A 14,556-nucleotide genomic window follows, 5' to 3' on the forward strand; every position below is an offset into this window, starting at 1 on the left:
GCCCGCCGCCCGCCGCAGTTCAGGATCCGGCCTCGTCGGCCTCGGGCCCACGCCCCGCAGCCCCGTCACCGGCATCCCCATCACCCGCGGGCCCACCACCCGCAACCGCACCGGCGCCCGACACGTCGGCATCCCCCGTCGTCCCACCCCCACTCCGGCGGTCCAGCGCGGTCAGAGCGCGCTGGGCCATCGGATGGGTGCGGACGAGTTCGCCCAGCGACGTGGCACCCCGCGTGATGTCGCGGAAGGCCCGCCACGCCGGCCGGAAGCCGGTGAGCACCGCGTGGAAGAGGCCGGGCCGCCGTTCGAACGCGGTCAGCATCCGCTTGCCGACCGCCATCTCCACGCCCAGCCCGGCCTTGATGGCGAACGCGTAGTTCAGGGCCTGCCGGCGGGTGTCCACCGCGTCGTGCGCCTCCGCGATGCGTACCGCCCACTCCCCCGCGAGCCGTCCCGACCGCAGGGCGAACGAGATGCCCTCCCGCGTCCACGGCTCCAGCAGCCCGGCCGCGTCCCCGCACACCAGCACGCGTCCCCGCGACAGCGGGGAGTCGTCGGCGCGGCAGCGGGTCAGGTGCCCGGAGGAGATGCTCGGCTCGAAGCCGGCGAGTCCCAGCCGTCCGACGAAGTCCTCCAAGTACCGCTTGGTCGCCGCGCCTTCACCGCGCGCGGAGATCACGCCCACCGTGAGCGTGTCGCCCTTGGGGAAGACCCAGCCGTAACTGCCCGGGATCGGCCCCCAGTCGATGAGGACCCGCCCCTTCCAGTCCTCCGCGACGGTCTTTGGCACCGGGATCTCCAGCTCCAGGCCGAGATCCACCTGGCCGAGCTTGACCCCGACGTGCGCGCCTATCCTGCTGGCGCTGCCGTCCGCGCCGACCACGGCCCGGGCCAGCAGCGTCTCGCCGCCCTGGAGCACGACGGCGACGCTGCGCCGGTCGGGCACCGCCGACCCGTGCTGCTCGACCCGCGACACCGTGACGCCCGTACGGAGCTCGGCGCCCGCCTTCTGGGCGTGCTCGACGAGCTGCTGGTCGAACTCGGGCCGGTTGATCAGGCCGAAGAGCATCTGCTTGGAGCGCCGCGTCCGGCTGAAGCGGCCGTTGTGGGAGAACGTGACCGCGTGCACCCGGTCCTTGAAGGGCAGTTCGAACCCGGGTGGCAGGGCGTCGCGCGACGGGCCGATGATCCCGCCGCCGCACGTCTTGTAACGGGGCAGTTCGGCCTTCTCCAACAGCAGTACACGTCGTCCCGCGACCGCCGCCGCGTAGGCCGCCGAGGCCCCCGCGGGTCCCGCGCCCACCACGACGACGTCCCACACCTGCTGCCCGTCGTCCGCCGAAGAGTTCTCGCTGCTCACGATGGTCTGCTGCTCCCGATCCGCCGCCTGCCGATCTGTCCCCCGCATCCTACGGCGGTGATCGCCGCGGGCCGCTGTGGGAGGATCGGCACCCGTATGCGCCCCGCACTCCAGGACGCGCCTACACTCACGCGGTCGGGCGGCACGAACGGCAGCCGCCGACCACTCGGAACGTACGGATCCGGCACAGACCACCCCGTACAGCACCCGTACAGAACCCGTACACACAAGCACAACGTCGCACCTACGAGGAGCGTGCCCATGTCGTCGAATCCGGTTGCCGAGACCGTCGCCTCACTGATGCCCAGGGCGAAGGAGGAGCTCGCCGAACTGGTGGCCTTCAAGTCGGTGGCGGACTTCGACCAGTTCCCGCGCAGCGAGAGCGAGGGAGCGGCGCGCTGGGTCGCGGACGCGCTGCGGGCCGAGGGCTTCGAGGACGTGGCCCTGCTCGACACCCCGGACGGCACGCAGTCCGTGTACGGCTACCTGCCCGGGCCCGAGGGCGCGAAGACCGTGCTGCTGTACGCCCACTACGACGTGCAGCCGCCGCTGGACGAGGCCGCCTGGACGAGCCCGCCCTTCGAGCTGACCGAGCGCGACGGCCGCTGGTACGGCCGCGGGGCCGCCGACTGCAAGGGCGGCGTGATCATGCACCTGCTGGCGCTGCGCGCCCTCAAGGCCGACGGCGGCGTGCCGGTGCACGTCAAGGTGATAGCCGAGGGCTCGGAGGAGATGGGCACGGGCGGCCTGGAGCGCTACGCCGAGGAGCACCCGGAGCTGCTGGACGCGGACACCGTCGTGATCGGCGACGCGGGCAACTTCCGCGTCGGGCTGCCGACGGTGACCACGACCCTGCGCGGCATGACCCTCGTGCGGGTCCGCGTCGACGCGCTGGAGGGCAACCTGCACTCGGGCCAGTTCGGCGGTGCCGCGCCCGACGCGCTGGCCGCGCTGATCCGCGTACTGGACTCGCTGCGCGCGCAGGACGGGTCGACGACCGTCGACGGGCTGACCTCCGACGAACGCTGGGAGGGCCTGCAGTACGAGGAGGAGCAGTTCCGCAAGGACGCCAAGGTGCTGGACGGCGTCGGGCTGATCGGTGACGGCACGGTCGCCGACCGGATCTGGGCGCGTCCGGCCGTGACCGTGCTCGGCATCGACTGCCCGCCGGTCGTCGGCGCCACCCCGTCCGTGCAGGCGAGTGCCCGTGCGCTGGTCAGCCTGCGGGTGCCGCCGGGCGTGGACGCGGCCGAGGCGACCAAGCTGCTCCAGGCGCACATCGAGGCGCACACCCCGTGGGGCGCCCGGGTGAGCACCGAGCAGATCGGACAGGGGCAGGCGTTCCGTGCGGACACGTCCAGCCCGGCGTACCAGGCGATGGCCGACGCGATGGCGGTGGCGTACCCGGGTGAGGAGATGCAGTACGCGGGCCAGGGCGGCTCGATTCCGCTGTGCAACACCCTCGCCGCCCTCTACCCGCACGCGGAGATCCTGCTCATCGGCCTGAGCGAGCCGGAGGCGCAGATCCACGCGGTGAACGAGAGCGTCTCGCCCGAGGAGCTGGAGCGGCTGTCGGTAGCGGAGGCGCAGTTCCTGCGCAACTACGCGGCGAGCTGAGCCCCGGCCCCTGGCCTCACGCGCCGGCCACCCGACCCCGCGTGAGGCCACGGGCCCAGCCGCCCCGACCGAACGGCTCCTCGCCCCAAGCCTGCCGCCCAGGCCGCCTGCCTCCGACAGCAGACCCAGCCGACCCGGCCGACCGGCCTCCACCGCCGAGCCGAGCCCCGCGCACGAGCCCGCGTCCCGCGGACACCTACCCCCCGACGGGGGCTCCCGCCTCCAGGTACAGGGCTTTCCCCCGTTCTCGCGCCCGCAGGGCCCACCGCAGCCGCTCGTAGCGGACCGGCGGCAGCAGACCGGCGGCCTCCGCCTCGGTCACGAAACGCCACCCGCGCAGTTCGGGGCCCGGCAGCAGCAGCTCGCGTGCCGCCGTGGAGTCGAGGCTTCCGCCGTCGAAGAGGAGGCGCAGTCCGCCGTACCCCGGAGGGGCGGGCGGCTCCCAGTCGACGACGAGCAGGCGCGGTACGTCGTCCAGGTGGAGCCCGGTCTCCTCGGCGACCTCGCGGATGCCGGCGCGGGCGGGCGCCTCGCCGGGTTCCACGACGCCGCCGGGAAACTCCCAGCCGGCCTTGTAGGTCGGGTCGACGAGCAGCACGCGGTCCTGCTCGTCGAAGAGCAGGACGCCGGCGGCGAGGGTCTCGGCGGTGGGTTCGGGCGTCTGCACGATGTCGCACACGGGCACGGCGCCCGAGCTGACGGCCTCGGCGATCCGGACGGCGGTCTCGTAGGGCGTGAGTGCCCCGTTGTCCACCGGGTGGGCGTCAACGGTGAGCCAGGAGGCGAGGGCGGCCTTGTAGGGCTCGATGTGGTCGGAGGACCACTGCCGGACGCGTATCTCGCCGTCGGTGGGGTCCGGTGTCTCACGGGCGGCTATACGGGCGCGCAGGATCGTTTCGGCCGGGGTGAGCAGGACGTGCCGGACCGTGATCCGGCGGGCGGCCAGGCCGCCGAAGATCTCGTCGCGGTACTCCTGGCGCAGCAAGGTCATGGGCACGACGAGGGTGCCACCGAGTTCGGCGAGCATCGCGGCCGCCGTGTCGATGAGGAGGCGCCGCCAGATCGGCAGGTCCTGGAAGTCGCCGACCTCGGCGAGGCGCTTGGCCGGCAGCAGATGCGTGAGTGTGCCGCCGATGACCTCGGGGTCGAAGAGCGTGCTGTTCGGGATCAGGTCGATCAGTTCCCGTGCGGTGGTGGTCTTCCCCGCACCGAACGCGCCGTTGATCCAGACGATCACGGTTCCCCCTCTTCTGTTGGCCCCCTGTGCCTTGCCCGCTCCACCCTGCCACGGAAACCAGACCCAGTTGAGGGTGCACAAACGGAGGCGCCGGCACCCGTTTCCCGGGTGCCGGCGCCAGCCGTGCGACGGTCCGCCGCCTCAGTGGCCCTTGTTGCCCTGCTTGCCGCCGCCCTTGCCGCTCGGCTTGCCCTTCTGGTTCTGCTTGCCGCCCGTCGCCTTGCCGCTCGGCTTGCCCTTCTGGCCCTGCTTGCCGTCGGCCTTCTCGCCCTGGTCGCCCACGAGGGCGTTCTTGTCCAGCTGGAGGCTCTCGCTGGCGATGGTGTTGTCGATCGTCTGGAGGGTGTCCCCGACGTTGATGTTGCTCAGCCCGTCACCCACCGCGTGGGAGGGGGTGACCGCCGCGACGACGAAGCCGGTGGCGAGGGAGGCGATGGCGAGCATGCTGCGCTTCTTCATGCCCGACCAACTGACGGACCCCGTCCGGGGTCACGCACTCACACCCGTTCCATGTATCCCGGCCACCGGCTGAACGTTCCTGCCTGGGCTTCACACACCGGCCGCGGTGGTCTCCGCCCGCCGGCTCAGCACCGCCGCGGCGGCGCCCACCAGCCCCGCGTCGGTGCCCATCTGGGCGGGTACGACGGTCAGGCGCTGGACGAACGAGAGGGTCGCGTAGTCGGCGAGGCTCCTGCGCAGCGGCACGAAGAGCACGTCTCCCGCGTTGCCCACACCTCCGCCGATCACGGCGATGTCGATCTCGACCAGGGTCGCGGTGGCCGCGATACCGGCGGCCAGGGCCTGGGCGGCGCGTTCGAAGGAGGCGACGGCGACCGGGTGGCCCGCGCGCGCGGCGGCGGCCACGGCCGCGGCGGAGGTGTCGCCGTCCGGGCCCGGCAGCCAGCCGCCGTCCAGGGCGCGGCGGGCGATGTTGGGCCCGCTGGCAATCCGTTCCACGCAGCCGCGCGCTCCGCACGGGCAGAGGTCGCCGTCGAGGTCGACACTGATGTGGCCGATGTGACCTGCGTTGCCCGTGGGGCCGGGGTGGAGCCGTCCGTCGAGGACCAGGCCACCGCCGACGCCGGTGGAGACCACCATGCACAGCGCGTTGTCGTGGCCGCGTGCCGCGCCCTGCCAGTGCTCGGCGGCGGTGATGGCCACGCCGTCGCCGATCAGCTCGACGGGGAGCCCTCCGGTGGCCGCCCGCACCCGGGAGACCAGCGGGTAGTCGCGCCAGCCGGGCACGTTCACCGGACTGACCGTGCCCGCGGAGGCGTCGACCGGGCCCGCGCTGCCGATGCCGACCGCGTCGACGCCGCTCCACAGCGGAGAGAGGGTGAGCTCGCCGATCACCTCCTCGACGGCGCGCATCACGGTGTCGCCGTCCTTCTGGGCGGGCGTCGGGCGCTGGGCGCGCACCACGATCCGGCCGCCGCCGTCCACCAGCGCGCCTGCGATCTTGGTGCCGCCGATGTCGAGCGCGGCCACGAGGTCGGTGTGCATCAGTGTGGGATCCCCCGTCAACCTTGGGAAAAGGACTGGTCGGCCCTGCGGTGGGGCGAGGGCCGGGAAGTGTGGGGGACAGTGTCTCCCGCTGCTGACAACGTTGTCCAGGCTCTATGCTCGACGCCACATCCTCATACAAACCACGGACCCACGCATCCCCACGGACCACAGGACAGGACAGCTCACCGTGCCCGAGACCCACCGCCTCGCCGGAAACCGCTACGGAAACCGGCCGACCATGAAGGACGTAGCGGCCCGCGCCGGCGTCGGACTGAAGACGGTGTCCCGGGTCGTGAACGGCGAACCGGGCGTCACCCCGGAGACCGAACGCCGCGTCCAGGAGGCCATCGAGGCGCTCGGCTTCCGCCGCAACGACAGTGCGCGCGTGCTGCGCAAGGGCCGTACGGCGAGCATCGGGCTGGTCCTGGAGGACCTCGCCGACCCCTTCTACGGCCCGCTGAGCCGCGCCGTGGAGGAGGTGGCCCGCGCGCACGGGGCCCTGTTGATCAACGGGTCCAGCGCCGAGGATCCGGACCGTGAACAGGAACTGGTGCTGGCGTTGTGCGCGCGCCGGGTGGACGGGCTGGTGGTCATCCCGGCCGGTGACGACCACCGCTATCTGGAGCCCGAGCTGAAGGCGGGCGTCGCCACGGTGTTCGTGGACCGTCCGGCCGGGAAGATCGAGGCCGACGTGGTCCTCTCGGACAGCTACGGCGGTGCCCGGGACGGCGTCGCCCATCTGATCGCGCACGGGCACCGGCGGATCGGGTTCATCGGTGACATGCCCCGCATCCACACGGCGGCCGAGCGTCTGCGCGGTTACCGGGCGGCCATGGAGGACGCCGGCATACCGGTCGAGGACCCGTGGATGTCCCTGGGGGCGACGGACCCGCTGCGGGTGCGGCAGGCGGCCGAGGAGATGCTGTCCGGCCCCTCCCCCGTCACCGCGATCTTCTCCGGCAACAACCGGGTCACGGTCACGGTGATCCGGGTCCTGGCCGAGCACCCGCGTCCGGTCGCGCTGGTCGGCTTCGACGACATCGAACTGGCCGACCTGCTCCAGCCGGGCGTCACGGTCGTCGCCCAGGACGCGGCGGCACTGGGCCGCACGGCGGCCGAGCGGCTCTTCCGCCAGCTGGACGGTTCCCTGATCGTCCCGGAGAAGATCGAACTCCCGACCCGCCTGATCACCCGCGGGTCGGGAGAGCTGCCGCCCGCGGTCTGAGCGAGCGCCCGGCGTCCGGCCTCGGCGCACACGCGAGCACGTGCCCCTCGATCGGCACCGCCGCCACGCCGGGCACACGGACGCCGAGGCGCCCGCACCCGGCCCCTCGGCTACCTCGCAGACACCGCCAGGCCGCCCCGGCGCGGCGCCGCAAAGCCCTCCAGCCCGGCCCACGCCGGCCCGATCACCCCCACCACCTCACCAGCGCATGCCACCGCCACACCAGACGCACATACGCCGAAGCGCCAGCGCCCCACCCCTCGGCTACTCCGCAGACACCGCCAGAGCGCCACGCCGCGGCGCCACAAAGCCCTCCAGCCCGGCCCGCGCCAGCCCGATCACCCCCACCACCTCACCAGCGCATGCCACCGCCACACCAGACGCGCGGACGCCGAGGCGCCAGTCCCCCCTCGGCTACTTCGCGGACACCGTCAGGTCGCCACGGCGCGGCGCCGCGAAGCCCTCCAGCCCGGCCCGCGTCCCTCCGATCACCCCCGCCACCTACCAGCGCATACCACCGACACGCCGGGCCACGGACGCCGAGGCCCTCGCGCCCCGCCCCTCGGCTACTTCGCGGACACCGTCAGGTCGCCACGGCGGGGCGCCGCAAAGCCTTCGAGGTCGGTACGGGTCAGTCCGGTCAGGCGTGCCACCTCGCCGATGTCGAGGGCGCCGCAGTCGAGGCCGCGCAGGAGGTAGCCGCTGAGGGCCTTCGCGGTGGCGGGCTCGTCCATGACGTCGCCGCCGGCCCGGTTGGCGTAGCGGGCGAGACGGGCGGCGGCCTGCTCGAAGCCCTCGCGGTAGAAGGCGAAGACGGCCGCGTACCGGGTCGGGATGTGGCCGGGGTGCATGTCCCAGCCCTGGTAGTAGGCGCGGGCCAGGGCGCGGCGGGTGAGGCCGTAGTGCAGGCGCCAGGCGTCGTGGACCTTCGCGGTGGGGCCGACCGGCAGGACGTTGGTGGAGCCGTCCGAGACGCGGACGCCGGTGCCCGCGGCGGCGACCTGCATGACCGCCTTGGCGTGGTCGGCGGCGGGGTGGTCGCCGGCCTGGTAGGCGGCGGAGACGCCGAGGCAGGCGCTGTAGTCGAAGGTGCCGTAGTGCAGTCCGGTGGCGCGGCCCTCGGCGGCCTGGATCATCCGGGCCACGGCGGCGGTGCCGTCGGTGGCGAGGATGGACTGGCTGGTCTCGATCTGGATCTCGAAGCCGAGCCGGCCGGGCTCCAGCCCGCGGGCCTTCTCGAACTCCTCCAGCAGCCGCACCATCGCGGTGACCTGCTCGGGATACGTCACCTTGGGCAGCGTGAGCACCAGGCCGTCGGGCAGGCCGCCGGCCTCCGTCAGACCGGTGAGGAAGATGTCGAGGGTGCGGATGCCGCGGTCGCGTACGGGCGCCTCCAGGCACTTCATGCGGACGCCCATGTACGGGGCCGCCGTGCCGTTCCCGTAGGCCTCCGCGATCAGGCGGGCGGCGCGGGCGGCGTCCTGGTCCTCGTCGGCACCCTGGTAGCCGTCCTCGAAGTCGACGCGCAGGTCCTCGACGGGTTCGCGCTCCAGCTTGGCGCGCACGCGCGCGTACACGGGCTCGGCGAGTTCGTCGGACAGGCCCAGGACCGCCGCGAAGGACGCGGCGTCCGGGGCGTGTTCGTCGAGGAGGGCGAGGGCCTGGTCGCCCCAGGAGCGGACGGTGTCGGCGGTGAAGGCGTCACCGGGTACGTAGACGGTGTGGACGGGCTGACGGGTACCGGGGTCTCCGGGGTAGCGGCGCTCCAGTTCGGCGTCGACCGGGGCGAGGGAGGCGCTGATCTCCTCGCTCACCGTGCCCGCGAGGCTCGTCGCGACCTGCTCCTGCTGGCCCTGACCCATCCCACACCCTCCTATTTTCCGCTCTGCGGAATCAACAATCCGTAGAATGAAGTTATCGGGGGACCTTCCGCCTGGTCAACACCACTTCCTTCTCGGGCCACCCGGACCTTTCGGCATGTTCACGCTCAACTCATGAGGCGGTAGAACACTTCGGTACGCCCACTCCCCCGGCCGCACCGACCCAAGGAGCCCCTGTGCCGCACCGGAGCCGTGTCACCCGCCGCCTGGGCCTGAAGAGCGCGCTGGCCGCAGCGGTCGCCCTGCCCCTCTCCAGTACAGCACTGTCGTCGTCCGCGGCCTCGGCGGAGGAACCCGCGGTACTCCAGGAGACCGACGCCGAACCGTCGGTGGACCGCGCCGACCGCCGGCTGAGGACCATGTCCTTCAACCTCCGCTTCGCGAGCACCACCGAACCCCACAGCTGGGCCGTGCGCAGACCCGTGACGCGCGAACTGCTGCGCCGCGAGCGCCCGCACCTCGTCGGCACCCAGGAGGGCCTCTACCAGCAGGTGCGGGACATCGCGTCCGACCTCGGCCCGCACCACGACTGGATCGGCACCGGCCGCGCGGGCGGCAGCCGCGACGAGTTCATGGCCGTCCTCTACGACACCCGCCGCCTCGCCCCGCTGGAGTACGACCACTTCTGGCTCTCCGACACCCCCGACGTGATCGGTTCGAACACCTGGGGCGGCGGCTCCATCCGGATGGTCACCTGGGTCCGCTTCAGCGATCTGCGGGACGGCGGCCGGGAGTTCTACTTCCTCGACACCCACCTCGACAACCGCAGCCAGGACGCACGCGCGCGTGCCGCCGCCCTGATCGCCCAGCGCATCGCCGGCCTGGACCGGGCGCTGCCGCTGCTGGTGACCGGCGACTTCAACGTCGCGGCGCACGGGAACCCGGTCTACGACACGATGCTGGGCGCGGGCCTCACCGACACCTGGGACACGGCGGCCGAACGCGGCGACCTGTACGCGACCTTCCACGGCTACCGACCGCTGACGCCGAACGGCGACCGGATCGACTGGATCCTCGCCACGCCCGGCGTCACCGTGCACCGGGCCGACATCAACACGTTCTCGAGGGACGGCCAGTTCCCGAGCGACCATCTGCCCGTACAGGCCACGCTGACCCTGGGATGAGCCGAGGCCCCCGTGACCGGCGACGGTCACGGGGGCCTCGTACGGCGTGCGGACGACGATCAGCCCTTGCGGGTCTTGATCTCCTCCGTGAGCTGCGGGACGACGTCGAACAGGTCGCCGACGACGCCGTAGTCGACCAGCTCGAAGATCGGGGCCTCGGCGTCCTTGTTGACGGCGACGATCGTCTTCGAGGTCTGCATACCGGCGCGGTGCTGGATCGCACCCGAGATGCCGGAGGCGATGTAGAGCTGCGGCGAGACCGACTTGCCGGTCTGGCCCACCTGGTTGGTGTGCGGGTACCAGCCCGCGTCCACCGCGGCACGCGAGGCGCCCACCGCGGCGCCGAGCGAGTCCGCCAGCGCCTCGATCAGCGCGAAGTTGTCCGAACCGCCCACACCACGGCCGCCGGAGACCACGATCGCGGCCTCGGTCAGCTCCGGACGGCCCGTCGACTCACGCGGCGTCCGCCCGGTGACCTTGGTACCGGTGGCCTGCGCGGAGAAGGACACCGACAGCGCCTCGACCGCACCGGCGGCCGGCGCGGCCTCCACGGCGGCCGAGTTCGGCTTGACCGTGATGACCGGGGTGCCCTTGCTGACCCGGGACTTGGTCGAGTAGGACGCGGCGAACACCGACTGGGTGGCCACCGGACCCTCGTCACCGGCCTCCAGGTCGACGGCGTCGGTGATGATGCCCGAGCCGATGCGCAGCGCCAGACGGGCGGCGATCTCCTTGCCCTCCGCGGAGGACGGGACCAGCACGGCGGCCGGGGAGACGGCCTCGACCGCGGCCTGGAGCGCGTCGACCTTCGGGACGACCAGGTAGTCGGCGTACTCGGACGCGTCGTGGGTGAGGACCTTCACCGCGCCGTGCTCGGCGAGCGTGGCGGCGGTGTCGGCGGCGCCGTTGCCGAGGGCGACGGCGACGGGCTCGCCGACGCGGCGGGCCAGCGTCAGCAGCTCCAGGGTGGGCTTGCGGACGGCGCCGTCCACGTGGTCGACGTAGACGAGAACTTCAGCCATGGGACTTCTTCTCTCCTGCTTGCGAAGTGTGAGGGGCGGTCAGCGAAGTCGAGCTCAGGGCTCAGATGAACTTCTGGCTCGCGAGGAACTCGGCGAGCTGCTTGCCGCCCTCGCCCTCGTCCTTGACGATCGTGCCGGCCGTGCGGGCCGGACGCTCGGTCGCGGCGTCCACGGCGGTCCAGGCACCCTCCAGGCCGACCTCCTCGGCCTCCAGGTCCAGGTCCGAGAGGTCCCAGGACTCCACCGGCTTCTTCTTCGCGGCCATGATCCCCTTGAAGGAGGGGTACCGCGCCTCGCCCGACTGGTCGGTCACGGAGACGACCGCCGGGAGCTGGGCTTCCAGCTGCTCCGAGGCGGCGTCGCCGTCGCGGCGGCCCTTGACCGTGCCGTCCTCGACGGACACCTCGGACAGCAGGGTGACCTGCGGGACACCGAGGCGCTCGGCGAGCAGCGCGGGCACGACGCCCATGGTGCCGTCGGTGGAGGCCATACCGGAGACGACCAGGTCGTAGCCCGCCTTCTCGACCGCCTTGGCCAGCACGAGCGAGGTGCCGATGGCGTCGGTGCCGTGCAGGTCGTCGTCCTCGACGTGGATCGCCTTGTCGGCACCCATCGAAAGCGCCTTGCGCAGCGCGTCCTTGGCGTCCTCCGGACCCACCGTCAGCACCGTCACCTCGGCGTCGTCGGCGGCCTCCGCGATCTGCAGCGCCTGCTCGACCGCGTACTCGTCCAGTTCGGAGAGCAGACCGTCCACGTCGTCACGGTCGACGGTCAGGTCATCGGCGAAGTGCCGGTCGCCAGTGGCGTCGGGCACGTACTTCACAGTGACAACGATCCTCAAGCTCACGCCGGCTCTCCTACTGCAATCGGTCAATTTCTGGCTGCCTTCTTGCAGGCAGCATAGGCGCCCCTGGCGGCGGATCCCGGTCGGGGCGACTCGCGCTCCGACCGAAATATTACTCGCCAGTACATCCAGTTCCTGCCCGCTAAGCAAGCGCTTTGAACTGTGACCTTCGCAACGCAGCGTAACCGGAACCGGACGGTGCCGCAGATCCGCTCAGTCGCGCAGAGCGGTGAAGCGTCCCTGGTGGTAGAGGAGCGGCCGGCCCTCACCGGTGGGGTCACCGCCGACGACCTCGGCGACCACGAGACAGTGATCGCCCGCGGGCACGCGCGCGTGCACCCGGCACACGGTCCAGGCCGGCACGCCCTCCAGAACGGGAACCCCCTCCGGACCCTCGCGCCAGGCGGTGGGGGCGGCGAAGCGGTCGGCGCCGCTTCGGGCGAAGGTGGCCGCGAGCTCCCGCTGGTGCTCACCGAGTATGTGCACCCCGACGTGGCGGGCGGTCGATATCGCCGCCCAACTGGACGATCCGGTGCCTGCCCCGAAGGAGAGCAGGGGCGGTTCGGCGGAGACGGAGGTGAGCGAGGTGGCGGTGAAGCCGACCGGACCCGTGGCGCCCCGCGCTGTGATCACCGCCACGCCGGCCGCGTGCCGTCGGAAGACGGCACGGAACAGGTCGGGAGCGGCGGTGTCCGGGGAGGCGGATGCGGTGCGGCCGGGGGTTGCCGGGGTGGCCGTCATGGAGGTGACCTTCTGCGAGCGGTGACGACGAGCGGATCCGGGGCTGTTCAGCATCCCGGACAGCGCGCGCTCGCGGTGCGCACGAGGTCGACGTGGACCCGGCCGAAAAGGAGGACTTCCGAAGGCATGGGGTCAAGCTGACGTTGGATGGTGCGCGCAGTCAAGTTCCGCTCCTGGTCCGCCCCGTCCTCAGGTCTCGCCGTCGCCGGCACGGACGGCGCGGCCGAGCGCGGCGATGACATCGGCCTTGCGTGGCTGCCCCGCGGCCCGGCGCACGACCCGCCCGTCCGCGTCCAGCACCAGCACGGTCGGGGTCCGGACGATGCCGAGCGCGCGGACGAGTTGCAGTCGGGCCTCGGCGTCGATCTCCACATGGCGCACGCCGGGCACCAGGCCGGCTACGTCGCCGAGGACGCGCCGGGTCGCCCGGCAGGGCGCGCAGAAGGCGCTGGAGAACTGCACCAGCGTGGCGCGCTCACCGAGTTCGGCGCCCAACTCGGCCGCGCCGAGCCGCCCGCGACCACCCTCGTCGTACTCCTCACGCACGCGCGCACACCCTCCAGCCCGTCAGTACTCCCATCATGACCGGCACAACCGTTCACGAGACCGCAAAGATTCCCGCCTCCCGCGGTCCTTCTCGGCGCGGAATCCTGGATTCATGGACATCGACGTGAGGGGACCGCGCTTCGGCGCGGCCGTGACGACCCTCGTCCTGGCGGTCGTTCTGATCACCGGGAACGCGTGGCTGATGGCGTGGCAGACCCTGGTGTTCGCGCTCGGCGCGGCGGGCGGCGTGGGCCCCTCGCCCTACGGCTGGGCGTTCCACCGGTTCGTACGGCCCCGGGTCGGGCCGGCGGTGGAGCGGGAGGAGCTCGAACCGTCGCGGTTCGCCCAGGCGGTGGGGCTCGTGCTGGCCGGGACCGGCCTGGTCGGGTACACCCTGGGACCGCTCTGGCTGGGCCTGGCCACGACCGGGGCCGCGCTCCTCGCCGCCTTTCTGCACGCGGTGTCGGGGTTCTGCGTGGCATGCGAGATGTACCTGCTCGCCCAACGGGTCACCGTACGCGTGGAGTAAAGCCGTCGTAAAAGCCCGAGGTGAAAATGTACGCCGACGTGACGAGGATCTCGCGTCGACAGGGCACGGGGGCTGGCTCCCCGACCGTTCTTGGGGCACGATCTGCGAGATGCCGTAAACCTACGGCTACGTAACTTTCTGGCGGGGAGCACCTCCCCGGGCAGAGCAGGAAGGGTCCACCCCGCCCATGGCAGAACTCGTCTACCGCCCCGTCGTCGGTCTCGCACAGACCCTGTTCAAGGTCTGGGACCTGAAGATCGACTGCAAGGGGTCGGAGAACATCCCGCGCTCGGGCGGCGCCGTGCTGGTGAGCAATCACATCAGCTATCTGGACTTCGTCTTCGACGGCCTGGCCGCGCTCCCGCAGAAGCGCCTGGTGCGTTTCATGGCGAAGGAGTCCGTGTTCCGGCACCGGATCTCCGGTCCGCTGATGCGCGGCATGCGGCACATCCCCGTGGACCGCAAGCAGGGTGAGGCGGCCTACCAGCACGCCCTCGACTCGCTGCGATCCGGTGAGATCGTCGGGGTGTTCCCGGAGGCCACCATCTCGCAGTCGTTCACCCTGAAGAGCTTCAAGTCGGGTGCGGCGCGGATGGCCCAGGAGGCGGGGGTCCCGCTCATCCCGATGGCCCTGTGGGGCACGCAACGGCTGTGGACCAAGGGGCATCCGCGCAACTTCAAGCGCAGCCACCTCCCGGTCACCATCCGGGTGGGCGAGGCCGTCGAGGCCCCCCGTGACCAGTACGCGGGGGCGATCACCCGCCGCCTGCGCGAGCGGGTGCAGGATCTGCTGGAGGTCGCCCAGCGCGCCTACCCGGGCCGCCCTCGCGGCGCGGACGACCACTGGTGGCTCCCCGCCCACCTCGGCGGCACGGCCCCGACCCCGGAGCAGGTCCGCGAGTCCGAGGCGCGCTGAGCCCCGCCG

Annotated in this window: 14 protein-coding genes; 5 read left to right on the forward strand and 9 right to left on the reverse strand. The window is 72.2% G+C overall.

Features of this window, described 5'->3' with window-relative positions; genetic code table 11:
- Positions 1 to 19 precede the first annotated feature (19 nt).
- Complete coding sequence (locus tag ACZ7LV_RS19380; RefSeq protein ID WP_471940729.1) at positions 20 to 1,360, reverse strand: geranylgeranyl reductase family protein; 1,341 nt, start codon at positions 1,358 to 1,360, stop codon at positions 20 to 22.
- Between the two features lie 261 nt (positions 1,361 to 1,621).
- Here ACZ7LV_RS19380 and ACZ7LV_RS19385 point away from each other — a divergent pair, with 261 nt between their 5' ends.
- Positions 1,622 to 2,977 (forward strand): M20/M25/M40 family metallo-hydrolase, encoded by a 1,356-nt coding sequence (locus ACZ7LV_RS19385; RefSeq protein ID WP_471940730.1) that lies wholly within the window; start codon positions 1,622 to 1,624, stop codon positions 2,975 to 2,977.
- Positions 2,978 to 3,173: 196 nt separating this feature from the next.
- Here ACZ7LV_RS19385 and ACZ7LV_RS19390 read toward each other — a convergent pair whose 3' ends face one another.
- The 3 genes from ACZ7LV_RS19390 to ACZ7LV_RS19400 form a co-directional block, all read right to left on the reverse strand.
- Complete coding sequence (locus tag ACZ7LV_RS19390) at positions 3,174 to 4,214, reverse strand: NUDIX hydrolase (protein WP_471940731.1); 1,041 nt, start codon at positions 4,212 to 4,214, stop codon at positions 3,174 to 3,176.
- A 141-nt stretch (positions 4,215 to 4,355) separates the two neighbouring features.
- Complete coding sequence (locus tag ACZ7LV_RS19395) at positions 4,356 to 4,673, reverse strand: hypothetical protein (RefSeq protein WP_401672390.1); 318 nt, start codon at positions 4,671 to 4,673, stop codon at positions 4,356 to 4,358.
- A gap of 90 nt (positions 4,674 to 4,763) precedes the next feature.
- On the reverse strand, positions 4,764 to 5,717 hold the full coding sequence (locus ACZ7LV_RS19400) for an ROK family protein (protein WP_471940732.1): 954 nt from the start codon (positions 5,715 to 5,717) through the stop codon (positions 4,764 to 4,766).
- A gap of 190 nt (positions 5,718 to 5,907) precedes the next feature.
- On the opposite strand from ACZ7LV_RS19400, the gene ACZ7LV_RS19405 reads away from it, so the two are divergent.
- Positions 5,908 to 6,945 (forward strand): LacI family DNA-binding transcriptional regulator, encoded by a 1,038-nt coding sequence (locus ACZ7LV_RS19405; RefSeq protein WP_471940734.1) that lies wholly within the window; start codon positions 5,908 to 5,910, stop codon positions 6,943 to 6,945.
- 566 nt (positions 6,946 to 7,511) lie between these two features.
- On the opposite strand, the gene ACZ7LV_RS19410 is transcribed toward ACZ7LV_RS19405, so the two are convergent.
- Positions 7,512 to 8,807, reverse strand: a complete 1,296-nt coding sequence (locus tag ACZ7LV_RS19410) for a DUF6986 family protein (RefSeq protein WP_471940735.1) — start codon at positions 8,805 to 8,807, stop codon at positions 7,512 to 7,514.
- Between the two features lie 194 nt (positions 8,808 to 9,001).
- Here ACZ7LV_RS19410 and ACZ7LV_RS19415 point away from each other — a divergent pair, with 194 nt between their 5' ends.
- Complete coding sequence (locus ACZ7LV_RS19415) at positions 9,002 to 9,949, forward strand: endonuclease/exonuclease/phosphatase family protein (protein WP_471940737.1); 948 nt, start codon at positions 9,002 to 9,004, stop codon at positions 9,947 to 9,949.
- Between the two features lie 59 nt (positions 9,950 to 10,008).
- On the opposite strand, the gene ACZ7LV_RS19420 is transcribed toward ACZ7LV_RS19415, so the two are convergent.
- From ACZ7LV_RS19420 to ACZ7LV_RS19435, 4 genes are all read right to left on the reverse strand, one after another.
- Entirely contained in the window at positions 10,009 to 10,971 is a 963-nt protein-coding gene (locus ACZ7LV_RS19420) for an electron transfer flavoprotein subunit alpha/FixB family protein (RefSeq protein WP_471940738.1), read from the reverse strand.
- Positions 10,972 to 11,032: 61 nt separating this feature from the next.
- Entirely contained in the window at positions 11,033 to 11,818 is a 786-nt protein-coding gene (locus ACZ7LV_RS19425) for an electron transfer flavoprotein subunit beta/FixA family protein (protein WP_471940740.1), read from the reverse strand.
- Between the two features lie 210 nt (positions 11,819 to 12,028).
- Positions 12,029 to 12,556: a flavin reductase family protein gene (locus ACZ7LV_RS19430; RefSeq protein ID WP_471940742.1), complete on the reverse strand. Its 528-nt coding sequence runs from the start codon at positions 12,554 to 12,556 to the stop codon at positions 12,029 to 12,031.
- Positions 12,557 to 12,745: 189 nt separating this feature from the next.
- The gene (locus tag ACZ7LV_RS19435; RefSeq protein WP_471940744.1) at positions 12,746 to 13,102 is read right to left on the reverse strand and encodes a TlpA family protein disulfide reductase; all 357 of its coding nucleotides are present in this window, start codon (positions 13,100 to 13,102) and stop codon (positions 12,746 to 12,748) included.
- 112 nt (positions 13,103 to 13,214) lie between these two features.
- Here ACZ7LV_RS19435 and ACZ7LV_RS19440 point away from each other — a divergent pair, with 112 nt between their 5' ends.
- Together ACZ7LV_RS19440 and ACZ7LV_RS19445 are read left to right on the forward strand one after the other, a co-directional pair.
- Positions 13,215 to 13,631: a DUF4395 domain-containing protein gene (locus tag ACZ7LV_RS19440; protein WP_471940746.1), complete on the forward strand. Its 417-nt coding sequence runs from the start codon at positions 13,215 to 13,217 to the stop codon at positions 13,629 to 13,631.
- 187 nt (positions 13,632 to 13,818) lie between these two features.
- Positions 13,819 to 14,547, forward strand: a complete 729-nt coding sequence (locus tag ACZ7LV_RS19445) for a lysophospholipid acyltransferase family protein (RefSeq protein WP_471940748.1) — start codon at positions 13,819 to 13,821, stop codon at positions 14,545 to 14,547.
- Positions 14,548 to 14,556 lie beyond the last annotated feature (9 nt).

The organism is Streptomyces sp. NPDC107562, assembly GCF_055657325.1.

Excerpts from the sequence above, each read along its gene's own strand:
- ACZ7LV_RS19420 (WP_471940738.1), bottom strand. The coding sequence starts at position 10,971 with ATGGCTGAAGTTCTCGTCTACGTCGACCACGTGGACGGCGCCGTCCGC.
- ACZ7LV_RS19430 (WP_471940742.1), bottom strand. The coding sequence starts at position 12,556 with ATGACGGCCACCCCGGCAACCCCCGGCCGCACCGCATCCGCCTCCCCG.
- ACZ7LV_RS19410 (WP_471940735.1), bottom strand. The coding sequence starts at position 8,807 with ATGGGTCAGGGCCAGCAGGAGCAGGTCGCGACGAGCCTCGCGGGCACG.
- ACZ7LV_RS19385 (WP_471940730.1), top strand. The coding sequence starts at position 1,622 with ATGTCGTCGAATCCGGTTGCCGAGACCGTCGCCTCACTGATGCCCAGG.
- ACZ7LV_RS19440 (WP_471940746.1), top strand. The coding sequence starts at position 13,215 with ATGGACATCGACGTGAGGGGACCGCGCTTCGGCGCGGCCGTGACGACC.
- ACZ7LV_RS19400 (WP_471940732.1), bottom strand. The coding sequence starts at position 5,717 with ATGCACACCGACCTCGTGGCCGCGCTCGACATCGGCGGCACCAAGATC.
- ACZ7LV_RS19445 (WP_471940748.1), top strand. The coding sequence starts at position 13,819 with ATGGCAGAACTCGTCTACCGCCCCGTCGTCGGTCTCGCACAGACCCTG.
- ACZ7LV_RS19395 (WP_401672390.1), bottom strand. The coding sequence starts at position 4,673 with ATGAAGAAGCGCAGCATGCTCGCCATCGCCTCCCTCGCCACCGGCTTC.